We start from the raw sequence: 23,203 nt of genomic DNA on the forward strand, positions 1-23,203 counted from the left end.
CGGGCTGAGTGCATTTTCAAGGTATTTGGTCAGAAGTCGCGCTTGTAGAAGATATCCAAAGAGCTGGCCAAACCACTGGCAGCTTCAAGATAAACCTTCTTGCTCAGCTTGTAGCGCAGCGCGATGGTGTTGGCTGGCTCGAACACCCCCACCCCATAGCGTAGGCTCAGACGCTCGGTCAGATTGCCGCTGGCGACTACGCTGGTGCTGTTACCCGAGCCTTCGGTGTCGAGCTGGAAATCCTCGATACCCAGGCCCGAGGCCAAGCTGCCGGTAATCCCCGCACTGCCCGCCAGGCCCAAGCCCAATGCGGCCTGGGCAAGCATGTTGTTGTCTTCACCGGTATTCCCCAGCGGCCGCCCGAGAATCAGGTAAGACAGGGCTTGCTCCTGGCTCATCGCCGGCTCGGAAAACACCTGAGTGGTCGGCTGCTCGGCGCTGCCGCTCAGACGAATACCGGCGATAACGTCATCGACCTGGCGGATCGCTTCGATGTCCAGATAAGGCTGGTCGATAGGCCCTGCGAACAACAGCCGGGCGCGCCGGATGGTCAGGCGCTGGCCATAGGCGCGGTAGCGACCATCAGCCAGGCTGAGCTCGCCGCGGGTGTCCATGTTGTCGCCAATATGAACGTGGCCAAGCAAGTTGGCGGTGAGCCCGAAGCCGCTGAAGGAGAGTTTTTCCCGGCCCACCTCGACGTCAATATCCATGGCCACTGCCATGGGGGGCGCACCCTGTTCGGTCTGGTGACCGATGATCACGGTATCGTCCGAGACCTTGACCGTCGAAGGCGGCAGCTCGCGCACGGTGATTTTACCTTTTGGCACATGCACCTTGCCGGTGATCGCCAGTTTTTCGCCTGCCAAGCGAATGGTCAGGTCTGGCGCCACCTCGAGCGCGGCGTAAGGCTCGACCGTCACCGGCAATTGCTGGCCTTGCAGGCGTAGGTCCATGTTCAGCGCCTGGCCCCAGGTGAGGTTGCCACTGAGCTGGCCACGACCCGCCGCACCACTGCGCCAGCCACCTTGCAATTGCACTTGCTCGCCGGCGATCAATGCTTGCAGCGACAAATCCTCGAGGCTGACCGGCAACTCGGCACCGCTCACCTCGCCCCCGGTGAGCGCCAGGTTGCCATTGACCTGGGGCGCCAGCAGCGAGCCGGACAAGCGACCACTGCCATTGAGCTGCCCAGCAAGGCGCTCGACCATCGGCACGAATGGCCGGGCGATCGACAGATCCAGGCCCGACAGACGGAAATCACCTGACAGCGGTTTATTCTTGCCAAGCGGATCAAGTCGGGTCGACAGGGCCAGCTCGCCGAGGCGCTCACCGCGGAAATTCAGCACGGTGTCGACCCGACGAGGATTAAGGGTGCTGTCCAGGCGCAGCACCTGATAAGGGAAATCGAGCCAACGCTCACCGTCACGTACCCGCAAGGTGCCGCCGCTGGCATCGACACGAATGCTGCCCTTGGGGCCGCTGGCAGGGATATCCAGATTGATGTCCGCATTCAGCTGGCCCTGCCAGGCGAAATCCTTGGGCAACCACTGGGCCAGGCTTTCGATCGGGAATTGCTTGAGGTGATAGCGCAAGCGCGGCTCCGGCGCCAGGCGCTGATCCTCGCCGCACAGGCTGGCCTGACCGGCACGCCAGCAGTGCGCACCGAAGTCCAGCTGGCCGTTGGCCAAACGCTGCAGGCGTGCCGGGGCTTGCAGCTGCCAGTCCTGCCCACCGGCCTGAATGCGCCCACTGGCCAGCCTGCCGCGCCAGTCACCCTTGGCTAACTGGCCGTCTGCGGCCAGGTCGAGTTTGAGCTGAGGGCCATTGAGCGCCAGGGTCACAGCCTGCTGGCGGATATCCCCTTTGCCCGCGACATCCAGGTTGCCCAGCGAGGTGTCACCGAGGCGGATGTTGCCGGCCTTCAAGCTGATCTGGGCGCGCTGGGCGCTGTCCAGGCGTGCATCCAGGTCAAGCCGCTGCAGGCGGTTGTCGGCTTGAGCCAGCTGCTGACCTTGCAGGGTCAGGGTGCCTTGCGGCGCCGCCAGGGTGCCGGCCAGGTCCAGGCGACCTTTGACTTGCCCTTGCAGGCGTGGCCAGAGCTGACCAAGGCGCGGCAGATCCAGGTCGATACGCCCCGCCAGGCGCTGCTGCAAGCTGCCACTGCCATTGATGCGGTTGTCACCTAGTTGCACCGCCAGCGTGCCCAGGGTCCAGCTTTCACCGGCGCCTTGGGCCTCGGCCTTGAGCACAGCCGGCTGACCGCGTAGGCGCCCCTTGAGGTCCAGTTGCGCTTGCAGCTGTAATTGCTGGTTGTTCAACTCGCCTTTTGTGCGCAATGGCCCCGCCAGCGTGCCTGGCAACTCGGCCAGCCAGTAAGCCGGATCGAGCGCCGACAGCTGCAGGTCGACATCCCAAGCCAAGGTATCGGCAAAGCGCACCGCCACGCTGCCGGCGGCCTTGCCCTGCCCTGCGCTCAGGGCCAGCTGGGGCAGGCGCACTTGAGTCAGATCACCCTCGAACGGACTGGCCAGGTTGAAGGCACCTGCCGGCCCGTCGAGATCGCCCTTGAATGCGCCCTGATAATTGCCATCGCGGTAGTTCACTTGGGCATTGAAGCGCTTGAGGGTAACTTGCGGCGCCTCTTGCAGTGGGTAGAGCCGCAGCCAGGGGAAATCCACCCAGTCGATCTGCGCATCGGCTACCAGCCCCTGCTGCCAGTCGGCATTGGCTTGCAGCTTGACCCGCTGGGTCTCGCTGGCTGTGAGGTCAAGGGCGGCAAGCTGTGCCCCTTTGGCATCCACCTGCCCAGCCAGGGCCAGGGCTATAGGGCCCTGCTCGGCGGGCAGATTAGCCGAACCTGTCAGTTGGTAACCTTTGCGCAAGTCGCCGCTGGCATCCAGGCGCAGTTGATTCAGCTGCAAGGTGTCAGGCAATGAACCGGCAGGTTTGAACGCGTCGGAACGGATGCTCAATTTCGCCGGCAAGTGCTCCGCCAGCGCTTGTAACTCACCCGTCAAATGGGCGTTCAGATAGCCGCTGCTGGTGGCGTCGAGGTTGAGAGTTTTCTGCAACTCGCCTTTGGCGGTCAGTGCCAGCTGCCAGGCCTGCCCTTCTACCGCAGGCAACTGCACGCTGCCATTAAGCTGCAATGGCCAGTCACCCTCAGGCAGCAAGTCACCTTGCAGGCTCAGGTGCAGGTCTTCGCGCTGCACCTGCAGGCTGTCGATGCGCAAGCCGTTGGCTGTCCAGTGCGCGGCCAGTTGCAAGTCGCCCAGCAGGTCGCTGCCATCCAGGCGTAATTGGCCCAACTTGACCTCGCCCAGCTCGATCGCCAACGGCAAGCGCAAACCGGGCAGTTGGATCGGGCCGCTGTCCGCCGGCACTTCACTTGGGGCGAACGCCATGTCGACGCGCTCTGCCTGCAGCCTGTCGATACACAAGGTCGCGCGCAGCAGGCACGCCGGTGACCACGCCAGTTGTGGCGCCAGGACTTCAACCCGGCTACCACCCTCGACCCAGTTCAAGCGACTGGCCTGCCAGTTTGCGCCCAGGCGGCCCTCAAAGTCGCTGACCTCAAGCCCGGGCACCAACCCCAGCACCCAACGGCTGCCAGCCTGGGTGCCCAGCACCAGGCCAAGCACCAGGGTGATCAGCAGCACCAGGCCGAGCAAGGTCAACAACACATAGTTCAAAGCACGCGTCACAGCTCAGGCCCCATGGAAAAGTGCAGGCGAATACCACCGTCGTCGTCCAACGCCTTGGCCAGGTCCAGGCGCAACGGCCCAACCGGCGAAACCCAGCGTACGCCAAAGCCGACACCGGTCTTGAGACTCGGCAGCTCCAGCGAATTGAACGAGTTGCCCTGGTCGATAAAGGTCGCCACTCGCCACTTTTCGGTCAGCGAGTACTGGTACTCGGCACTGCCAGCGACCATATAGCGACCGCCAATGCGGTCGCCATCGCTGTTTTTTGGCGACAGGCTCTGATAGTCGTAGCCGCGCACGCTCTGGTCGCCACCGGCGAAGAAGCGCAGCGACGGGGGGATGTTGTTTTGATAACCGTTGGTGGCACTGCCACCGAACTGCACCCGGGCGAGGAAGCGGTGATTCTCGCCCAGCGTGGTCAGCCCCTTGAGTAGCACGTTGCCGTGCAGCAGGTTGGTGTCAGAGAGCAACCCTTCCTTGGCAGCTTGCAGATCGAACTGCAAGCGATAGCCATTGTGCGGATCAATGCGGTTGTCACTGCGCAAGTAGGAAAAGCTCACGCCAGGCATCAGCAGATTGCTCAGTCCTGAGTCATCGCCCAACTTGTACTCTTCACGCTGGTACTTGAGCGAGATCACCCGCTGCCAGCCGCTCGGTAGTTTGCTATGCCACTCAGGACCTACCGTCAAAAGTTTGCTGAGCGTGTCGGTGCCAGCGATCTCTTCATTCTGATAGCCGCCGGCGAAGCGCAGTTTGTCGGTCAGGGGCGGATCGAGCGGCACGTCGTACCACAGGCCGACGTTCTGGCGTGGCGCCGACAGCTCGGTTTCCCAGCCATAGCTGTGGCCTTGCGGGTTGACCCAGTGGCGGGTCCAGTTAGCCTTGCCGCGTGGGCCGACATCGGTCGAAAAGCCCAGGCCCAGGCCCATGGTCCGAGGCTTGCGGATTTCCAGCTGGACCGCCACCGGAATGTCTTCAGCCACCGCAGCGGTGGGCGCAGCGTCGACCCGCACGCCTTCGAAATAGCCGCTCGATTGCAGGTCATTGTTGAGTTCGGCGATCAGCTGCGAGTCATAAGGCGTACCGGGCTTGAACGACACCATGCGCTGCAACAGGTCATCGTCCAGCGGTGAGTCGTCACTGAAGGTGACAGCGCCCAGGCGATAGCGGGGCCCGCTTTGGTAGACCAGGTCGATATCCGCCACCCCCGCCTGGGGGTCCACCGCCAGCTGCTGCTGGGTAAATTGCCCCCTGAAAAACCCGTAGCGCGAGGCCTGGTTCTGGATCAGCCGCTTGGCATCTTCATAGTGCCCATGGTTGAGCGGCTCGCCAGCCCGCAAGGCGCTGCTGCTGGGGATTCGGAAGGCTTTGAGTTCAGTGGCCGGGCCCTCGATGCGCACAGTCACGTTGCGCAAGCGCACCGGCTCGCCGGGCTCAACACGAATGATCAATTGCGGGGATTTGTCTTTATCGGTTGGCGGCTTGACCTCGGTATCGATCTGCGCCTGGTAGTAGCCCAAGGCCTGAGCGGCCTTGCGCGCCTGCTCCTCGGCACCACGACTAAAGCGCAGCAGGGCCTCTTCATCGCGCTCGCCAAGGCTACCGATATAACCTTCGATATTGGCCTTGAGCGCCTTGTTGGCCGGCTTCACCCGCACCAACAATTCGCTCTGCGCCCATACTGTGCTGCTGGCGGCCAACAAGAGCAGGCCCCAGCTTAATCGTCCTGAATACGTCATGCGGGGCATGCTACCAGAGCCCGGCCGTCAAGGGAGCCGCCTGCGGCTGCAGGTCAGGCAATTACTGACTTTGATGACAAAGGATTCGGGTGAAAGAACACTCTTTCTCGGATTGGTCCTACAGCAATTTCACCAATCTCCTGATAGCCCTGCCGTTGATAGAACGCCAGGTAGTGGGCGTTGCCGGTATCGAGCACTACGCCCTGGGTATGCGGATCGTCGGCGCACCAATCATGCACGGCCTGTAACAATTGCTCACCATGGTGCTGGCCCTGGAACTGTGGATGCACCCCCAGCAAGGGCAGCACGTGCACTTGGTCAGAAGGCAGGCACGCCGCCAACGCCGCCTGGTAATCCAGATAACGCCGCGTGCAGCGCACCCCGGTGCCAAGGATCATGCGCAGACGCCACAGCCAACTGTCAGCCACGCCCAAGCGCCGCAATGGCGGGACGATCAGCGCGACACCCGCCAAGCGATCCTCGACCAGCAGGCCAATGGCTGGCAGCTTCAAATAAAAGTGCTGGCGTACCCACTCACGCACCATGACCCGCAAGCGCCGCTCGTAGCCCGGGCGCTGGGCCTCGAACAGGTAGGCAAAGGTCGGCTCGTGTCGATAGGCGTGATACAGCAGCGAGCGCACTTCGCGGCTGTAGCCCTCGTCGAGCTGACAGATGCGGGCCGCAACAGGGGTTTGATCGGGCATTGCAGACACTCCTCCTTGAATTAGGCATACGCGCCTTGGAGGTGCATCAGCACTGCTTGGTTCACCTCACCAAGCACGTTAGCAGTGTCCACCATTGGCCGCCATGCTGGTGGCCGCGGCCGATGTCGGCTAGCATCGCCGCTTTTACCAGGAATGGCTTGCCATGAAGATCGTCTCGTTCAACATCAACGGCCTGCGCGCCCGCCCGCACCAGCTGGCGGCACTGATCGAGAAGCATCAACCCGATGTGATCGGCCTGCAGGAAACCAAGGTCAGTGACGAGCAGTTTCCCCTGGCTGAGGTCCAGGCCCTGGGCTATCACGTGCATTTTCATGGCCAGAAAGGCCACTACGGCGTCGCCTTGCTCTCGCGCCAAGCGCCGCTGTCGCTGGTCAAAGGTTTTGCCAGCGATGAAGAAGATGCCCAGCGCCGCTTCATCTGGGGCACCTTCGCTGATGCCGATGGCACGCCCATCACCATCATGAACGGCTACTTCCCACAAGGTGAAAGCCGTGACCACCCCACCAAGTTCCCCGCCAAGCAACGCTTCTATAGCGATCTGCAGACGCTGCTGGAAAGCCAGTTCGACAACCAGCAGCCACTGGTGGTGATGGGTGATGTGAACATCTCGCCGCAGGACTGCGACATCGGTATCGGTGCCGACAACGCCAAACGCTGGCTGAAGACCGGCAAGTGCAGCTTCCTCCCTGAAGAGCGTGAATGGATGGAACGCCTCAAGGGCTGGGGCCTGATCGACAGTTTCCGCCACCTGCATCCGGACGTCGACGACCGCTTCAGCTGGTTCGACTACCGCAGCCGCGGTTTTGAAGACGAACCCAAACGCGGCCTGCGCATCGACCTGATCATGGCCTCCCAGGGTTTGCTGCCGCGACTTAAAGCCGCAGGCGTGGATTACGACCTGCGTGCGATGGAAAAGCCGTCGGACCATGCGCCGATCTGGCTGGAACTGGGCTGAGCCTGCAATACGCAAACAAAATGAGTGTTGGCAACCCGTCCAGCACTCATCGCGCTGTAGGAAAACACCCATAAAACCGACGAAAAATCTCGTATCTGATAGTCATTCGCCATTATCTCGGTTCTCGGCCCCCCCCCTGCAAGGGTAGAATGCGCAAAACCGGGAGCCGCAATGAACCAAGACCGCCTCAGCCCCAATGAAGAAGATGCCATTACCGATGCCGCCGCGCATTGGTGCATGCGCCTGAACGCCGAAGACTGCACGGCGGCTGAGCGCGAGGCCTTCGATCAGTGGTTGGCGGCAGACCCTCGGCATGTCGAAGAATACCGGGCGATGCAGGACATCTGGTGCACCGCCGACCTGCTGCCACGCCACCCGCCAGTGGTCGACCTTGCCGCACGCCGCCCTCGCCCCAGCCGTAGTTGGCGGCCATTGGCCTCGGCCGCTGCGCTTGCCTTGCTGGCGCTGCCCCTGGCTGGCTGGGTCGGCTGGGAACAAGGCTGGTTGCCCAATCACTATCAGCACTTCGAGGCCAGTGACCGCCAGCAACAGGTCAGGCTCAGTGACGGCAGCGTGGTCGAGTTGAACCTGAACAGCGAATTGCGTTACTTCAATTTCAAGGACCAACGCCAGGTCACCTTGATCAAGGGTGAGGCATTCTTCAAGGTCAGCCACGACAGCAACCACCCGTTCATTGTCCGAGCAGGTCACGGCCAGACCCGGGTCACTGGCACTCAGTTCAACGTGTGGAAGTATCAGGATCAGGTCAAAGTGACGTTGGTGGAAGGCTCGGTGCTGGTCAGCAGCAACGGTGCCGAGGGTGGCTATCGCCTTGGCCCCGGCATGCAGGCCAGCTATCACCTGGGCGATTTCGAGCCGCAGTTGGCGCAAAGCGACGATTACGACAACAGCTTGGCCTGGCGTAACGGCAAGTTGATCCTGGATAACCTCAGCCTGTCCCAGGCCCTGCCGGTGATCAACCGCTATCTGGACAAACCTTTGCTGCTGGCCGATGAAAGCACCGGCACGATTCGCGTCAGCGGTGTCTACAACACCCGCGAAGTCAGCCGCCTGGTAGACAACCTGCCCAAGGTGCTGCCGGTCTACCTGACCCGCAGCAAGGACGGCAGTACCGTCCTTAACCGCATCTCGCCGTTCAGCAACAAAGGCTGACGCTCGCTTTCACCTTACAGCACCATCGCTGCTATCCAGCCAAAGGCCAGCAGCGGCAGGTTGTAGTGGATGAAGGTCGGCACCACGGTGTCCCAGATGTGGTGGTGCTGGCCATCGACGTTCAACCCCGAAGTAGGCCCCAAGGTCGAGTCCGATGCCGGTGAACCCGCGTCGCCCAGGGCGCCGGCAGTGCCGACGATGCACACCGTGGCGATCGGGTCGAAGCCCAACTGCACGCACAGCGGTACGAAGATCGCGGCCAGAATCGGCACGGTGGAAAACGAAGAACCGATGCCCATGGTCACCAACAAGCCCACCAACAGCATCAGCAAGGCACCGATGCCCTTGCTGTGGTCGATCCACTGCGCTGAAGTTTCCACCAGGCTTTTGACTTCGCCAGTGGCTTTCATCACGTCAGCAAAGCCTGAAGCGGCAATCATGATGAAGCCAATCATGGCCATCATCTTCATGCCCTCGGTGAACAGGTCGTCGGTGTCTTTCCAGCGCACGATGCCTGAAAGCGAGAAGATCAAGAAGCCGACCATGGCGCCGATGATCATCGAGTCCAACCACAGCTGGATGATGAACGCCGCACCGATGGCCCCCAGCGCGACCAGCAGGGTCAAGGGGTTGTAGCTGACGCTGACCTGCTCGACCTGCTCGATTTTTGCCAAATCGTAATCACGCTTCTTGCGATAGCTGAACAGCACCGCCAGCAACAACCCAGCCAGCATGCCGGCCGCAGGAATGGCCATGGCGTGGGTGACATTGACCGCACTGACATCGACACCGGCACGGGCGACGTTGGCCAGCAGGATTTCATTGAGGAAGATGTTGCCAAAACCGACCGGCAGGAACATGTAAGGGGTGATCAGGCCGAAGGTGATCACGCAGGCGATCAAGCGCCGATCGATGCGCAGGCGCGTCAATACATACAGGAGTGGCGGTACCAGCAGCGGAATGAAAGCGATGTGGATAGGCAGGATGTTCTGCGAGGAAATCGCCACCACCAGCATCAGGCCGATCAGCAGCCATTTGACCTTGCCGCCATTGCTGTGGCCTTGCCGATCGATCATCGCCAAGGCGCGATCGGCCAAGGCATGGGCCAAGCCTGATTTGGCGATGGCCACGGCGAACGCACCGAGCAGGGCATAAGACAGGGCCACCGTCGCACCACCACCCAGGCCGCCATTGAACGCCTTGAGCGTACCTTCGATACCCAGGCCGCCGACCAGGCCACCGGTCAGGGCGCCAATGATCAGGGCGATGACCACATGCACGCGGGACAGGCTCAATATCAGCATGATGCCGACCGCGGCAATGACTGCATTCATGGTGTGGCTTACCTCGTTTACGACAGACAAAAAGCGACGGTTCCGGCGACAAGCTGCCCAAAGCAGTGGCCGGACCAGGGGATATTGTTATGAAGGGCGCACACTCTGAAGCAGCCATGCGCGCTTGTCAAAGCGCTCAAGGTGGCCGCTTGTAACTATTTCGATTGACGGTAGATCGGCGTCGCTTGGCAATACGACTTTTATATTGAACGTTTGAATAAAGAAAAACAGGCAGACGCCGACACAGTCGGCAGCCCCAGAATTATTAGAAGGGATTTGCCAATGCCTTTGCGACAACTGTCTATCCAGTGGAAGATCACCCTGCTCGCCGGCCTGTGCCTGGCAGGCATCGTCAGCTTGCTGGTCGGCCTCTCGCTGTACCGCATGGACCACAGCTCCGACCTGGTCAAGGCGAGCAGCATGAAGATGCTCTCCGAATCGGCCCAGGCCCGCATCGAGTCGCAGGGTGAAGTACAAGCCCTGAACATTCGCCGCCAGTTCATGGATGCCTACCAGTACGGCGCAGGCTTCGCCCGCCAGGTGCTGTTCCTGCGCGAGCAGGCGGAAAAACGCTTCCTCGACGCCTTTGACCTGCGCCAGGACATGACCGCCCAGGTGCGCGCGGCGCTGCAGGCCAACCCGGATTTGCTCGGCCTGTCGCTGGTGTTCGAACCCGGTGCACTGGACGGCAAAGACAGCCTGTTCGCCGGCCAAAGCGAGTTGGGCAGTAACGAAACCGGGCGATTCGCCTTGTATTGGTCGCAGCCGCGCGCCGGTCAGCTGACGTCCATGGCCCTGCCGGAAGCGGACATGGCCAACACTGAAGTCGGCCCCAGCGGTCAGCCGGCCAACACCTGGTGGGTATGCCCGCGCAGCACCGGCAAGGTCTGCGTGGTCGAGCCGTACTTCTATAGCATCGACGGCCAGCAAGTGCTGATGACCAGCATCGTCTTCCCGCTGTCGGTCAAGGGCAAGGTCATCGCTACCCTGTCCATCGACATCAACCTCAACAGCCTGCAAGCGCTCAGCCAGGACGCCAGCCGCAACCTCTATGACGGGCGCACCACCGTCGGCATCCTCAGCCCAGTGGGCCTGCTGGCTGGCTACAGTGCCGATGCCAGCAAACTGGCCCAGCGCTTCGACCAGGTCGACCGCAGCCAAGGCGCAGAGCTGGTACGCAAGCTGGCCGAGGGCAAGTTGCAGATCCTCCACGATCAACAACGCCTGAAAGTGCTGGCCGCCTTCACCCCGATCCCGGATGCCAAGCCTTGGGGCGTGCTGCTCGACGTACCGGAAAGCGCCCTCACCGGCCCTGCCGAGGCGCTCAAAGCCGAACTCGATGCCCTCAATACCAGCGGCACCCTGCTGGAACTGGGCCTGGGCTTGGCCGCGGCGATTGCCGGTTTGTTGCTGGTGTGGCTGATGGCCCGTGGCGTAACCCGGCCAATCCTTGGCGTGGCAGCCATGCTCAAGGACATTGCCAGCGGCGAAGGCGACCTGACCCGCCGCCTGCAATACGACAAACGCGATGAGCTGGGTGAGCTGGCCGGTTGGTTCAACCGCTTCCTGGACAAACTGCAACCGACCATTGCCGAGGTCAAACGCTCGGTGCAAGCCGCTCGCGGTACTGCTGACCAGTCGGCGGCGATCGCCAGCCAGACCAGCGCCGGCATGGAGCAGCAGTATCGCCAGGTCGACCAGGTGGCTACCGCCTCGCACGAGATGAGCGCCACTGCCCAGGACGTCGCCCGCAGCGCCGCCCAGGCCGCCCAAGCGGCACGGGAAGCGGACCAGGCAACCCGCGACGGCCTGGCGGTGATCGACCGTACCACCAGCAGCATCGATGCCCTGGCCGCCGACATGAGCAGTGCCATGGGCCAGGTCGAAGGCCTGGCGCAAAACAGCGAGAAGATCGGCTCGGTACTCGAAGTGATCCGCTCGATCGCCGAGCAGACCAACCTGCTGGCGCTCAACGCCGCGATCGAAGCGGCCCGTGCCGGGGAAGCCGGGCGCGGTTTTGCCGTGGTCGCCGACGAAGTGCGCAACCTCGCCCGCCGCACCCAGGAGTCGGTGGAAGAAACCCGCCAGGTCATCGAAGCCCTACAAGCTGGCACCCAGGAAGTGGTCGGCGCCATGGACAGCAGCTATCGCCAGGCCCAGGGCGGTGTCGAACAGGTTGGCCAGGCGGTCACCGCACTGCAGCGCATCGGCCAGGCGGTAACGGTAATCACCGACATGAACCTGCAAATCGCCTCGGCCGCCGAAGAACAAAGCGCGGTGGCCGAGGAGATCAACAGCAACGTGGCGACCATCCGCGATGTCACCGAATCGCTGTCAGGCCAGGCCAACGAATCGGCGCGGGTCAGCCAGTCGCTGAACAGTCTGGCCAACCAGCAGCAAGGGCTGATGGATCAGTTCCGGGTTTGATTACAGCTCATCCCTGGGCGCATGGAAGCGCCCGCCGCCGAGGATCCGATCGAGCAACTGCAAGGCGCGCTGCACATCGGGCCGCGCACCCATGGGCAGGACATCGCTGTGCGGCAAGATCGCTTCCTTGTGGCCTGAAGCCATGACCAGCAGGTGCATTTGGTCGGCATTGAGGTAGACATGATGCTGTTCCATCGCATACGACTGAATCAAGCTCAGCGCCCCAGCCACCAACGGCGTAGCGCTGGAGGTGCCACCGTAATTTCTGCTGTAGTCACGCTCATCCGCCGATTTGTCTTGCAGGTCGCCACCACTGAGGGTGGCCACGCTGTCGCCCCAGGAATTGAGCATTCGGTAGGGATAGGAGAAATTCGAGTATTGATGGGGTTTGCCATCCCATGACTGGCTGGCCCCAACCAGGATTGCATCCGCCTCACCATGCTCGCGAAAATAGCGCCATTGCGAGAGATTGACGCCGTAACCCCTCGTAACGCCTTTGATGGCGTCGGTCTCATTGCTACCGTTTCCTGCGGCGAAGAGCACCACGGCACCGCGCTCCGTCAGTGCTTTGGCCGCGTCCCACCACGCCTGCTCATGGATCGAAGGTAAAAAAACGCCTAGCGCATCAAGATGCGCCGATTGGCGATTGATCGCCACGATATCGCCGGGTTCGACGTGACGCAGCAGGTCTTTCGGGGTCTGGTGGCGGCCTGATTCATCTTTGGCGTAATTGTTGTACAGGTACAATTCAGCGGCGTGGCAAATGCCGGTCATGCCAAAGCCATTAGGGGTAGCGAGCAAAACCCCCACTGATTTCGTGCCATGACGGGGATCACCGTTAGGCTGCAGCGTGACAATTTTCAGCTTAGGGTTACCTTTGAGGTCTTCGTGGTTAGGGAACAGACCGCCATCAGAAAAGTGCACACGCGCACCCTTTCCATTTACCTGCTTATCCCATGCCTTGCGGATATTCATACCCCGATAGCGCGGGCCCGGCTCATCCAGATAGTGCTGCAACGGCTCGAAGTCTGGGGTTGGCTGTGCATCGTCAAAAGCCCGATTGCCCGCCACTACTGCAACCCCAGTAATCAGGGTTGCCAGTGCAACCGCAGCGCCGGCGAGCAACAACTCAGCAGAATCGACATCCGCCGGCACGAACTGCAGTGACTCGACGTACTCCAGCGCCGCCAGCGTCTTGAGCAAAGCGACATAGGTATCGTTGAGCATGCTTGCGGGTTGCTTGAGGTAGCAGTAGTTGCGCAGCGCCTGCAGCTTGTCGTCATTGCGCTCCTGCGGGGCCAGCAAAGGCTGCAGCTCGATCACTGACTTGAGTGTTGGCCACAGGCCGACCAATCGCGAGCCTGAGCCTGGCTCCAGCTCAGCCAGCAGTCGGTCGAAGCCGCCCTCGACGAATTTGACCAGTAGCGTCGGATAAGACGTGCCGGGCGGCAAATCAGGAAATGGCTCCAGCGTTTCAGCGTACGGGTCGACCACCCTGGGCGCCTCGCCCGCCAGATCGATTGCAGGTTCATCGGCAACCGAACGCCGCCGCCTGGACGCTGTACCTGGCAGAGGAACAGTGTCGAGTATCCCCCTGCTCAGCTCGCCCTCATCGATAACAACCTGCAACGCTGCGACTACGACCGCACCACTGCCATCGACAGTCACATCTGCCACGCCCTCGCGCAGCGTGACACGCGGCTTGATCGTGTAGGTTCCGGCTGCCACGTCGCAGCGCAATAGCGCAGGGCAGCCATGGTCGCTCAGCACACCACTTTGGGCTTGGGAGTACACCGACATCGCATCGACTTGTCGTGGTCCATCAGGCCCGCTCTTTTCCAGCTCGTAGCGAATGCTCTTGACCTTTTCCAGGCCAGCTCCGATACAGCGCACGTGGAATTTGCCGTCGAAGCGGAAGTTGCGGTAATAGACAAAGTGCACATCAAGATTCATCAGTTAGTCCTTAACTGGTTGCACGTGTACCCAGCAAGGGCACCCATGGCGCTATGCTCTCAGCCAACAAGGCAAGGCATGCAGCCAGAAGCCATTCCATGCCCGTTGTCCAGCCCCCCATAGGCCCGATCAGATCAACTGCTGCGAAGCGGCCGGTGCTGACACACCCGCAAAGCTTGCGGCCCGCCACCGCAAGCTTGTAGCGTTGCCCCACCCCCGCTGCTGGAGCACTGCCCGCGTGTCCCTCAAAGCCCTGCGCACCCTGGTGACCATCGCCCGTCACGGCACCTTCGCCCGCGCCGCCGATCTGCTCAGCCTTACGCCCTCGGCTGTCAGCCTGCACATCAAGACCCTGGAGGATGAACTGCAGGTGGAGCTGTTCGACCGCAGTCGCCGCCAGGTGATGCTGACCGAAGCCGGGCAACTGGCGGTGGCCCGCGCCGAGAGCATCCTCAGCGCCTATGACGAACTGGCCGACACCCTGGCCAGCGGCCCCAGCCTGCGCGGGCGCCTGCGCATCGGCGCGATCCACACCGTGCTGGCCCGGCGCCTGCCCAAGGCCCTGCTGTGGATCAAGGCCCATCACCCGCAGCTGCATGTCAGCGTGGTCTCGGGCATGTCGGCCGAGCTTGCACGGCGGGTCGAGGACGGCGAGCTGGATGCGGCGATCACCACCGAACCGGTCAGCCCGTATCCGCAGTGTCTGAGCTATACGCCGTTGTTCGAAGACCGTTTCTGGGCCATCGCCAGCCCCGAACTGGCAGGCCAAAGCCTGCCGCAACTGCTCGCCAGCCAGCCGTTCCTGCGCTTCGACAAGCGCGCCTGGGCCGGCCGCCAGATCGAACAAGAGCTGCGCAAGCAGCACCTACAGGTCAACGAGCAAATGGAATTGGACAGCCAGGAGGCCCTGGCACGCATGGCCGCGATGGGCCTGGGTGTGGCCATCATCCCGATCGCCGACGATGATCTGGAGCGTTTGCCCGCTGCAACCCGGCTGCCCTTCGGCGAACCGCAACTGACCCGGCGCATGGTGTTGCTGGAGCATGACAAGAGCCAACGACGGCACCTGAGTGCAGTGCTCAAGACCGCTCTTGACGCTACATGAAGTTTTTCTCAACGATGGATGCAGAAAACAACGTTTTTTTCTGCTGACTGCACGCAGTAGGCTGCTCCGGTACCCGACCACGGAACCCCGCCCATGCTTGAGCTGCTGCTGACCACACTGGTGCCGATCATCCTGCTGATTGCCCTTGGCACCTGGCTGCGAGTGCGGGGTTTTCTCGCCGAGAGCTTCTGGCCTGGCGCTGAGCGCCTGAGCTATTACGTGCTGCTGCCGTCCCTGTTTCTACACGGCCTGGCCACTGCCAACCTCGATGGAGTACCGGTGCTGGGCATGGTGGGGGTACTGATGCTGTCGACCTTGCTGGGCGCGGCCTTGCTGGTGTTGTATCAGGGGGCGGTGAACCATGACGGCGCCGACTTCACCTCGGTGTTCCAAGGCGGCGTGCGCTTTAACAACTACATCGGCGCTACCTTGGCCGCCGGTATCTACGGCAGCGCCGGGATCGCCCTGGCCGCCGTGGCCAATGCTGCCATCGTGCCGCTGGTCAACCTGCTCTGCGTGCTGGTGTTTGCCCGATTCAGTGCCCGCCACAGCTCACCTGCCACGGTACTGCGGGCGATCTTCGCCAACCCGCTGATCATCGGCTGTGCCGGCGGGCTATTGCTGCGGGTCGCCGGGGTTGGCCTGCCGGCGGGGCTGGAGCCGACCATCAAGGCCCTCGGCCAGGCCGCCCTGCCCCTGGGGCTGCTGTGTGTCGGTGCAGCGCTGGGTGGTGCGCGCCTGGGGCAACAGGTCCGGCCGCTGCTGGCGGCGTCGCTGTTCAAGTTTCTGGTGTTACCGTTGACGACCTGGGGCTTGTGCCGCCTGCTCGGCCTGAGCGGCCAGGCGGCGGTGGTGGCGGTGTTGTTCCAGGCGCTACCGACCGCCTCATCGTCCTATGTAATGGCCCGGCAGATGGGCGGCAATGCGCCGTTGATGGCGACCATCATCGCCTTGCAGACGGTCGCTGCAGCCTTGACCCTGCCGGTGATGCTAAGCCTGACGCTGAGTTGAAAAGTCGCAGCTAGACTGAGATTCAGCTCACATTTCGGAAGCTTGACCATGCGCCTATCGTCGCTGCTGCTCGGCTTGGCCCTGACCCTGCTTGCAGGCCCACTCAATGCCGCTGACAGCGCCAAGGCCGCGGTCGTTGAAGACAAGGCCCAAGCCCTGGAAGAGAAGGTGGTCGAGGAGGCGCCACCGCCGAAAAAGAGCGAGACCTTAAGCCCCAGTGAAGTCAAAGCGGTCGATCCCGCTGGCCAATCGCCGATGGACGACAGCATCACTTGCCTGGCGCGCACCATCTATTGGGAAGCCAAGGAGGCGGATGCCCGCGACATGAGTGCGGTGGCCAGCGTGGTGATCAACCGCTTGGGCCACGATGGCTTCCCGGACACCATCTGCGGGGTGGTCAAGCAAGGAGTGGAAACCAAGAGCTGCCAGTTCTCCTGGTGGTGCGACGGGCGCTCTGATCAGGTCGAGGAAAAGCAGCGCTATGACGTTGCCAAAGAAATCGCCCGCAAAGCGCTCAACCAGCAGCTCAAGGACCCCACCGGGGGGGCGCTGTACTTCCATGACCGTACAGTGCGACCGGACTGGGCCAAGGCCTATCGCAAGACCGCCGAGACCAAGTTGTTTCTGTTCTACAAGCCAAATCCGGCGCTGGCCCGCTGAGGTTCTGTATGGAAATTACCTGCCGAATCGTGGCGTGGGAGCGGGCTTGCCCCGCGATGACGCCAGCACTGCCCCCTGCAACCTCTCACCTCACACCGCAATCCGCCGCACCCACAGCGGCTGCGCCGCTGGCAACCCCGGCACCGCGTCCAGCAACGCACGGGTGTAAGGATGACGCGGCTGACCGAGCACCTGCCCCGCCTCACCTTGTTCCACCACCCGCCCCCCCTGCATCACCAGCACCTGGTCACTGACCTGCTCAACGACCCCCAGGTCATGCGAGATGAACAGGCACGCCAGGTTCAACTCAGCCTTGAGCTCTGCTAACAGCGCCAGAATCCGCGCCTGTACCGACACGTCCAACGCCGACACTGGCTCATCACACACCAACACCCGCGGCTTCATCGCCAGCGCTCGGGCAATGGCGATGCGCTGACGCTGCCCCCCCGACAGCTCCAGCGGCCGGCGTTCGAGCACGCCCGCAGGCAGTTGCACCCGCTCCAGCAATGCCACCGCCTCAGTACGCTGCAAGGCCCGCGGCACTCCGGCCTGAGCCAACGCCTCAGCCAGCACTCGCAGCACGGTATAGCGCGGATCGAACGAGGCCAGGGGATCTTGAAACACCACCTGAATACCCTGGCGCGCCAGGCGCTGCTGATCGTTGGACAAGGCCAACCAGTCCTGCCCGGCAAACTGCACCTGGCCTTGGTCCGGACGCTCCAGTCCAAGCAGAATTCGCCCCAGGGTGCTCTTGCCTGATCCCGACTCACCGACCACGCCCAGGGTCTGCCCCGCCCGCAGTTGCAGCGACACATCGCTCAGCACCTCGCGCGCACGCCCATCGGGGCCAATGAACGCCTTGCTCAAATTGCGCGCCTCAAGCAAGACCGGTTGTTTAGCTGTGTTCACGGCAGGCTCCACCAAGGCCAGCGCGGGCGTGGCCGGGCGCTGGAAATGCACCGCTCGCGCAGCTGTCAGCAGGCGTTGGGTGTAGGGGTCATGAGGGTCTTGCAGAATCTGCTCGGCGCTGCCCTGCTCCACCACTTCACCTTGGCGCATTACTACGACCCAATCGGCCAGGCGGGCGACTACCGCCAAGTCATGACTGACCATCAGCAGGCTGTTGTCCTCGCCGCGCAGTTGCTCAAGCAAAGCGAGGATCTGCGCCTGTACCGTGGCATCCAATGCAGTGGTGGGCTCATCCGCGATCAGCAGGCGCGGCTTGCAGGCGATGGCCGCGGCGATCAAGGCACGTTGGCGCAAGCCGCCGGACAGCTGCCAGGAATACTGCCGGGCTCGCACCTCCGGTTCCGGCACGCCGACCTCGCGCAGCAGCTCCAGCACCCGCAGGCGTCGCGCTTCAGGGCCAAGGCGGGTGTGCAGCAACAACGCCTCCTCGATCTCGTTGCCAACCCGGCGCAGCGGATCGAGCGAGCCGAGGGCGTCTTGCATGACAAAGCCGATCTGTGCGCCGCGCAGGCGCTGCCAACTGGCCTCATCCAAACCGGCCAAGTCGCGACCGGCGTAGGCCAAGCGCTGCGCCTGAACCTGCGCACCGGCTCCGGTCAGGCCGACCAAGGTGCGCGCAGTGACGCTCTTGCCCGAGCCCGATTCCCCCACCAGCGCCACGCACTGTCCAGCACGCACCTGCACATCGACCCCGTGCACCACTGGCACGCCCTTGAAACTCACCCGTAAGCCGCGGATGTCTACCAACGGTGAAACGTTGTCCAAGCCGCTCATAGGCTTTTGCCCTCGCTGCGCCTTAGCCAGTCACGGCCGATGGCGCTGATGGAAATCACAGTCAGGGTAATCGCCAGCGCCGGCCAGGCCATCAGCCAGGGCGCATTGGCCATGAAGTTACGCGCCACCGCCATCGTCGCGCCCCATTCCGGCGCCGGAGGCGGCGCACCGAAACCAAGGAAGCTCAAGGCGGCGGCAGCCGTGATCGCGCTGCCCAGGCCGATACAGGCCAGGATCAGCACCGGTTGTACCGCATTGGGCAACACGTGACTGAGCACCACGGCCAGCGGCCGCCGCCCCAAGGTCAGCGCCGCCTCGACGAAGCCTGCGCGGCGGATGGTCAAGGTTTGCGCACGCACCAGGCGCGCATAACGTGGCACCGCGGCGATGCCCACGGCGAGGATCAGGTTGGTGGTGCCCTGGCCGAACAGGGTAATGATCACCAATGCCAGCAGCAGGTCGGGAAATGCCAGCAGCACATCCACTGCGCGCATCAGCAGGTTGTCCAGCCACGCCGGGGCGAGGCCTGCCAGCAACCCGAGCAGGGTGCCCAGACCGAGGCCCACCGCAGTTGCCGCCAAGCCGATAAACAGCGACGGGCGTGCACCGTGAATCAACCGGCTGAGCACATCGCGGCCGTTCTCATCGGTGCCCAGCCAGAACGCTGTGCTCGGTGGCTGATAGGCCAGACGGGCATCGGCCAACAGCGGGTCGGCAGGCGCCAACCAGCCGGGCAGCGCCACTGCCAGCAGCAACAGGCCAAGCACCGCCCAGGCCAGGCATAACCCTGGGCGGCTTGGCCGCCAACGGCTCAAGGGTGGCGCCAGGGCCACGCGCGCAAGCGCAGGATCGGGAGCAATTGCGTTCATCCAGCCTCCTGGTTCATGGCGCCGGGTTGGGAATACGGCGGTGTACAGCCTGGATCTCGGCCAACAGCTCGTCGTCCAGTTGCAGGTCGAGCGCACCGAGGTTTTCCTGCAGCTGCAGCAGTGTGGTCTGCCCGGTGATGGCGCTGGCCACGAAGGGCTGGCGAATGACGAAGGCCAAGGCCAGCTGCGCAGGGCTCAGGCCCCGGCGACGGGCGATATCGACGTAGCTGGCGATGGCACTGTTGGCCTCGGCGCTGTCGTAGCGGTTGAAGGTGCGATACACCGAAGACAAGCGCGCACCCTCCGGGCGAGCGCCATCGAGGTACTTGCCCGTCAGCGCGCCAAACGCCAGCGGCGAATAGGCCAGCAGGCTGACGCCGTCGCGGTGGCTGAACTCTGACAGGCCGTTCTCATACAGGCGATTGAGCAGGCTGTAGGGGTTCTGGATGCTGGCAATGCGCGGCAACCCCTGGTCCTCGCCATGACGCAGGAACTGCGCGACACCCCACGGGGTTTCGTTGGACACGCCGATGTGGCGGATCTTGCCGGCCTTGACCTGCTCATCGAGCACCGCCAGGGTTTCCTGGATGGCTGCGCTGTCTGGGTGGTCGTCGACGTAGGGGTATTCGCGGGCGCCGAAGATGTTGGTGGTGCGGTCGGGCCAGTGCAGTTGGTAGAGGTCCAGATAGTCGGTCTGCAAGCGTTTCAGGCTGCCTTCGAGAGCCGCGACGATGTTGCGTCGGTCGTGGTGCGAAAGGCCGTCGCGGATGTGCGTTTGCCCAGCCGGGTCGCGCGAGGGGCCGGCGATCTTGCTGGCCAGGATGAGCTTGTCGCGATTGCCGCGGGCGGCCAGCCAGGTGCCGATGAAACGCTCGGTGGTGGTCCAGGTTTCGGCGCGAGTTGGAGTGGGGTACATCTCGGCGGTGTCGATGAAGTTGATGCCGGCGGCAAGCGCGGCGTCCAGTTGCTGATGGGCGTCTGGTTCGCTGTTCTGGTGGCCCCAGGTCATGGTGCCTAGGCTGAGCAGGCTGACGTGGAGATCGGTGTGGCCTAGCGGGCGGTAGAGCATGGGGTGGTCCTTGGGTAATGGGTTGGATTTGAGCGTTTCGGGCTGCTTTGCAGCCCATCGCAGGCTACGCCGGCTCCTACAAGGGGCGCGGTGCCTGTTACGCGCTTGCAGCGGTTATCAGGCCGACGCTTGAGCCACCTTTATCTGCGCATATTGGTTCTCGGCCTTGGGCAAGCCCAGGTGATCGCGCAAGGTGTGCCCGTGATACTCGCGGCGAAACAACCCACGCTTCTGCAACAGCGGCACCACCTCTTCGACGAACACCTGCGCCCCGGACGGGAACATGTCCGGCATGATGTTGAAGCCATCCCCTGCCCCGGCCAGGAACCACTCGGCCAAGGTGTCGGCGACTTGCTCGGGCGTACCGACCGCCAGACGATGACCCACCAGGATGCGCCGCGACAGTTCGCGAATGGTCAGGTTCTCGCGCCGGGCCAGGTTCAGCTGCGCTTCCAGAAAACCGTGCGAGCCGCGCTCAAAATCCGCCACCGCGCCAATCCGTGCCCAGGGCAGCGGCGCATCGGGGTCCAGTTCACTGGCATCGATACCGATCCGCCCCGCCACCTGCTGCAGCAAGCCATGCTCGCCATGCCAGGCATTGAGCTGGTCGAAGCGGGCATGCGCCTCGGCCTCGGTGCTGCCGATCACCGTCGACAGCCCCGGCATGATTTTCAAATGCTGCGGATCACGCCCCCAGGCCCTGGCCCGGGATTTCATCTCACGGTAGAAGGCCAGCCCGTCGGGCAAGGTGGTCTGGGTGGTGAAGATCGCATCGGCATAACGCGAGCCCAAGGCCTTGCCGCCTTCGGAGGAGCCCGCCTGCACCAGCACCGGCCGGCCTTGCGGCGAGCGAGGCAGGTTGAGCGGGCCTTTGACCTGGAAGTGCTTGCCGTGAAAATCCAGGGTATGCACCTTGCTCGGGTCGGCGAAGCGGCCATTGGCACGGTCACCGATGATCGCGTCGTCCTCCCAGCTGTCCCACAGCTTGAGGGTGACATCGACGAACTCTTCGGCCCGCCCATAGCGGTCGACATGCAGTGGCGCGCCGGCGTAGCCGAAGTTCTGCGCGGCGGCGTCACCGGCATTGGTCACCACGTTCCAGGCCGCCCGGCCGCCGCTGATGTGGTCCAGCGAGGCTATCCGTCGGGCCAGGTTGAATGGCTCGTTGTAAGTGCTCGAGCACGTGGCGATCACCCCGATGCGTTCGGTGGCGGCAGCCACGGCGGTGAGCAGGATGGTCGGCTCCAGACGGCCACCGGCCTGGCTGGCGACATCCGGCGGTAACGCCGGGCCGTCGGCGAGGAAGATCGCATCCAGGCAACCACGCTCGGAGATGCGTGCGATGTTGCGGTAGTAATCAACGTCGATATAGGCATCGATCGCGGCCTCGCCCTGGCGCCAGGCGCCGGAGTGCGAGCCGAAACCCAAGATATTCATGCCCAGGCTCATCTGCTTTTGCTGTGTCATGTGCGTTCTCCTGTTCAGACTGCGCTGGCTTCATCGCCTGCGCCCTGCCCTGCACTGGCCGCAGCCTGTTTGGCACGCCAGGCGGCGGCGGGGCTGACGCCATTGAGGTAGTAGTCGCCCAACGCCTGCTCGCGGTAGATCGCCGGGTTGTGCGAGGCCAAGGTGCGTGCATTGCGCCAGTGCCGATCCAGGCGTCGGGCATTGCTGGTCGCCGAAGCGCCGCCGACCTCGAACAGCAAGGTGGTGGCCTCAAGCACTTGCGCCAGGACGATCTGCTGGGCCTGGAAGGCCCGTACTTCGGCATCGGTGTACAACTGCTCAGGGACCTCCCCAGCCTGGCCCGCCTCGAATACCCCTTGCAGGCCATGGCCCACGGCACTGACCTGCGCCTCGGTTGCAAAGGCCAGACTCGACAGCCGACCGACCACTCGCTGCACCAGTGGGTCATCGCTTGGCTTCGATTGGCCGGGTACGCCGAAGGCGCGGGTTCGGCCCTGGACGAAGGCAACTGCGTCGGCCAGCACGGCACGGGCGATGCCGGCCAGGGTGGCCAGGTGCACCACCTGATAGAACGCGGTCAAGTAGGATTCGGCGCGCAACTCGCCCTTGGCGAAGCGCCGCAGCACATGCCGCTGCGGCACCGCCACCTGGCGAAAACGGGTGGTGCCGCTGCCGGTCAGGCGCTGGCCAAAACCATCCCAGTCGTCCACCACCTCGACCCCAGGAGCGCGGGTTGGCACGGCCAGGCTGACGAATTCGTCGCCGTGGTTGGCCACCGCCGCGACCCAATCGGCATACAGGGTGCCAGTGCAGTAATACTTCTCGCCGTCGAGGCGGTAATCGCCCTCTTCACCCTTGGCCAGTTGCACGGTATTGCCGGTGCTGTCAGTGCGCTCAGCCATGGCCGCGCCCCACAGCTCGCCTGCCACGACCCGGGCGAACCAGTAGTCCTGCGACGCAGCATCGTTGGACGACAGCCGCCCTTCGACGAAACCGAAATGCGCCCGCAGGATCTGCGGCAGGTTGGAGTCTGCCTGGCCCAGGCGCACCAGCTGGCGCAGCAGTTGCGCCAGGCTGGCACCCAACCCGCCATGGCTTTGCGGCACACGCAGCGCGCCGAAACCGGCCTCGCGCAGCCACGCCACCGGCTCATGGGCCAGCGTGCGATGCTGTTCGCGCTCAACCGCGCCAGCGGCGATACGGGTAAAGATTGGCGCGAAACGGGCATCGAGTTCGGCGTCGGTAATGCTTGCTTGTTGACTCATGTGG

General features: G+C 63.3%; 16 protein-coding genes and 1 pseudogene. 7 read left to right on the forward strand and 10 right to left on the reverse strand.

The genetic code is table 11. From position 1 onward, the window contains the following. Positions 1–29 precede the first annotated feature (29 nt). Genes HU737_RS11230 through HU737_RS11240 form a run of 3 tightly spaced genes read right to left on the reverse strand, consistent with a single transcriptional unit; the run spans position 30 to position 6,147 of the window. Entirely contained in the window at positions 30–3,704 is a 3,675-nt protein-coding gene (locus HU737_RS11230; protein WP_217838529.1) for a translocation/assembly module TamB domain-containing protein, read from the reverse strand. Continuing rightward, a complete protein-coding gene (locus tag HU737_RS11235; RefSeq protein ID WP_186555216.1) occupies positions 3,701–5,443 on the reverse strand; it encodes an autotransporter assembly complex protein TamA in 1,743 nt (580 codons plus the stop codon). The genes HU737_RS11230 and HU737_RS11235 overlap by 4 nt, the downstream gene beginning before the upstream one ends. Positions 5,444–5,496: 53 nt before the next feature. Continuing rightward, positions 5,497–6,147, reverse strand: a complete 651-nt coding sequence (locus HU737_RS11240; protein ID WP_186555215.1) for a GNAT family N-acetyltransferase — start codon at positions 6,145–6,147, stop codon at positions 5,497–5,499. A 163-nt stretch (positions 6,148–6,310) separates the two neighbouring features. Between HU737_RS11240 and xthA the strand changes: the two genes are divergently transcribed. Together xthA and HU737_RS11250 are read left to right on the forward strand one after the other, a co-directional pair. Beyond that, the gene (xthA, locus tag HU737_RS11245) at positions 6,311–7,123 is read left to right on the forward strand and encodes an exodeoxyribonuclease III (protein ID WP_186555214.1); all 813 of its coding nucleotides are present in this window, start codon (positions 6,311–6,313) and stop codon (positions 7,121–7,123) included. A gap of 171 nt (positions 7,124–7,294) precedes the next feature. After that, positions 7,295–8,296, forward strand: a complete 1,002-nt coding sequence (locus HU737_RS11250) for a FecR family protein (RefSeq protein WP_186555213.1) — start codon at positions 7,295–7,297, stop codon at positions 8,294–8,296. A 14-nt stretch (positions 8,297–8,310) separates the two neighbouring features. On the opposite strand, the gene HU737_RS11255 is transcribed toward HU737_RS11250, so the two are convergent. Beyond that, positions 8,311–9,630, reverse strand: coding sequence for a Na+/H+ antiporter family protein (locus HU737_RS11255; protein ID WP_186555212.1), 1,320 nt, complete (start codon positions 9,628–9,630; stop codon positions 8,311–8,313). Positions 9,631–10,233: 603 nt separating this feature from the next. Here HU737_RS11255 and HU737_RS26585 point away from each other — a divergent pair. Beyond that, positions 10,234–11,199, forward strand: a pseudogene (locus HU737_RS26585) (methyl-accepting chemotaxis protein); the annotation flags it as partial. 102 nt (positions 11,200–11,301) lie between these two features. Beyond that, positions 11,302–12,057 carry a methyl-accepting chemotaxis protein gene (locus HU737_RS26590; protein WP_372353286.1) on the forward strand — a complete coding sequence of 252 codons (756 nt, stop codon included), beginning with the start codon at positions 11,302–11,304 and terminating at the stop codon, positions 12,055–12,057. On the opposite strand, the gene HU737_RS11265 is transcribed toward HU737_RS26590, so the two are convergent. Next, positions 12,058–14,010, reverse strand: coding sequence for a S8 family serine peptidase (locus HU737_RS11265; RefSeq protein WP_186555210.1), 1,953 nt, complete (start codon positions 14,008–14,010; stop codon positions 12,058–12,060). Positions 14,011–14,248: 238 nt separating this feature from the next. On the opposite strand from HU737_RS11265, the gene HU737_RS11270 reads away from it, so the two are divergent. The 3 genes from HU737_RS11270 to HU737_RS11280 all read left to right on the forward strand — a co-directional run bounded on the left by HU737_RS11270 (position 14,249) and on the right by HU737_RS11280 (position 16,786). Continuing rightward, a complete protein-coding gene (locus HU737_RS11270; protein WP_186555209.1) occupies positions 14,249–15,115 on the forward strand; it encodes a LysR family transcriptional regulator in 867 nt (288 codons plus the stop codon). A 93-nt stretch (positions 15,116–15,208) separates the two neighbouring features. Further along, a complete protein-coding gene (locus tag HU737_RS11275) occupies positions 15,209–16,126 on the forward strand; it encodes an AEC family transporter (protein WP_186555208.1) in 918 nt (305 codons plus the stop codon). A gap of 48 nt (positions 16,127–16,174) precedes the next feature. After that, positions 16,175–16,786: a cell wall hydrolase gene (locus HU737_RS11280; RefSeq protein WP_186555207.1), complete on the forward strand. Its 612-nt coding sequence runs from the start codon at positions 16,175–16,177 to the stop codon at positions 16,784–16,786. A gap of 90 nt (positions 16,787–16,876) precedes the next feature. Here HU737_RS11280 and HU737_RS11285 read toward each other — a convergent pair whose 3' ends face one another. From HU737_RS11285 to HU737_RS11305, 5 genes are all read right to left on the reverse strand, one after another. Further along, on the reverse strand, positions 16,877–18,529 hold the full coding sequence (locus HU737_RS11285; protein ID WP_186555206.1) for a dipeptide ABC transporter ATP-binding protein: 1,653 nt from the start codon (positions 18,527–18,529) through the stop codon (positions 16,877–16,879). After that, entirely contained in the window at positions 18,526–19,398 is an 873-nt protein-coding gene (locus HU737_RS11290; RefSeq protein WP_186555205.1) for an ABC transporter permease, read from the reverse strand. The genes HU737_RS11285 and HU737_RS11290 overlap by 4 nt, the downstream gene beginning before the upstream one ends. A gap of 13 nt (positions 19,399–19,411) precedes the next feature. Further along, positions 19,412–20,467: an NADP(H)-dependent aldo-keto reductase gene (locus tag HU737_RS11295; RefSeq protein ID WP_186555204.1), complete on the reverse strand. Its 1,056-nt coding sequence runs from the start codon at positions 20,465–20,467 to the stop codon at positions 19,412–19,414. Between the two features lie 117 nt (positions 20,468–20,584). Then, entirely contained in the window at positions 20,585–21,934 is a 1,350-nt protein-coding gene (locus tag HU737_RS11300; RefSeq protein WP_186555203.1) for an LLM class flavin-dependent oxidoreductase, read from the reverse strand. Positions 21,935–21,948: 14 nt separating this feature from the next. After that, the gene (locus HU737_RS11305; RefSeq protein WP_186555202.1) at positions 21,949–23,199 is read right to left on the reverse strand and encodes an acyl-CoA dehydrogenase family protein; all 1,251 of its coding nucleotides are present in this window, start codon (positions 23,197–23,199) and stop codon (positions 21,949–21,951) included. Between the last annotated feature and the right edge of the window lie 4 nt (positions 23,200–23,203).

This window comes from Pseudomonas urmiensis, from assembly GCF_014268815.2.
Classification (GTDB): Bacteria; Pseudomonadota; Gammaproteobacteria; order Pseudomonadales; family Pseudomonadaceae; genus Aquipseudomonas; species Aquipseudomonas urmiensis.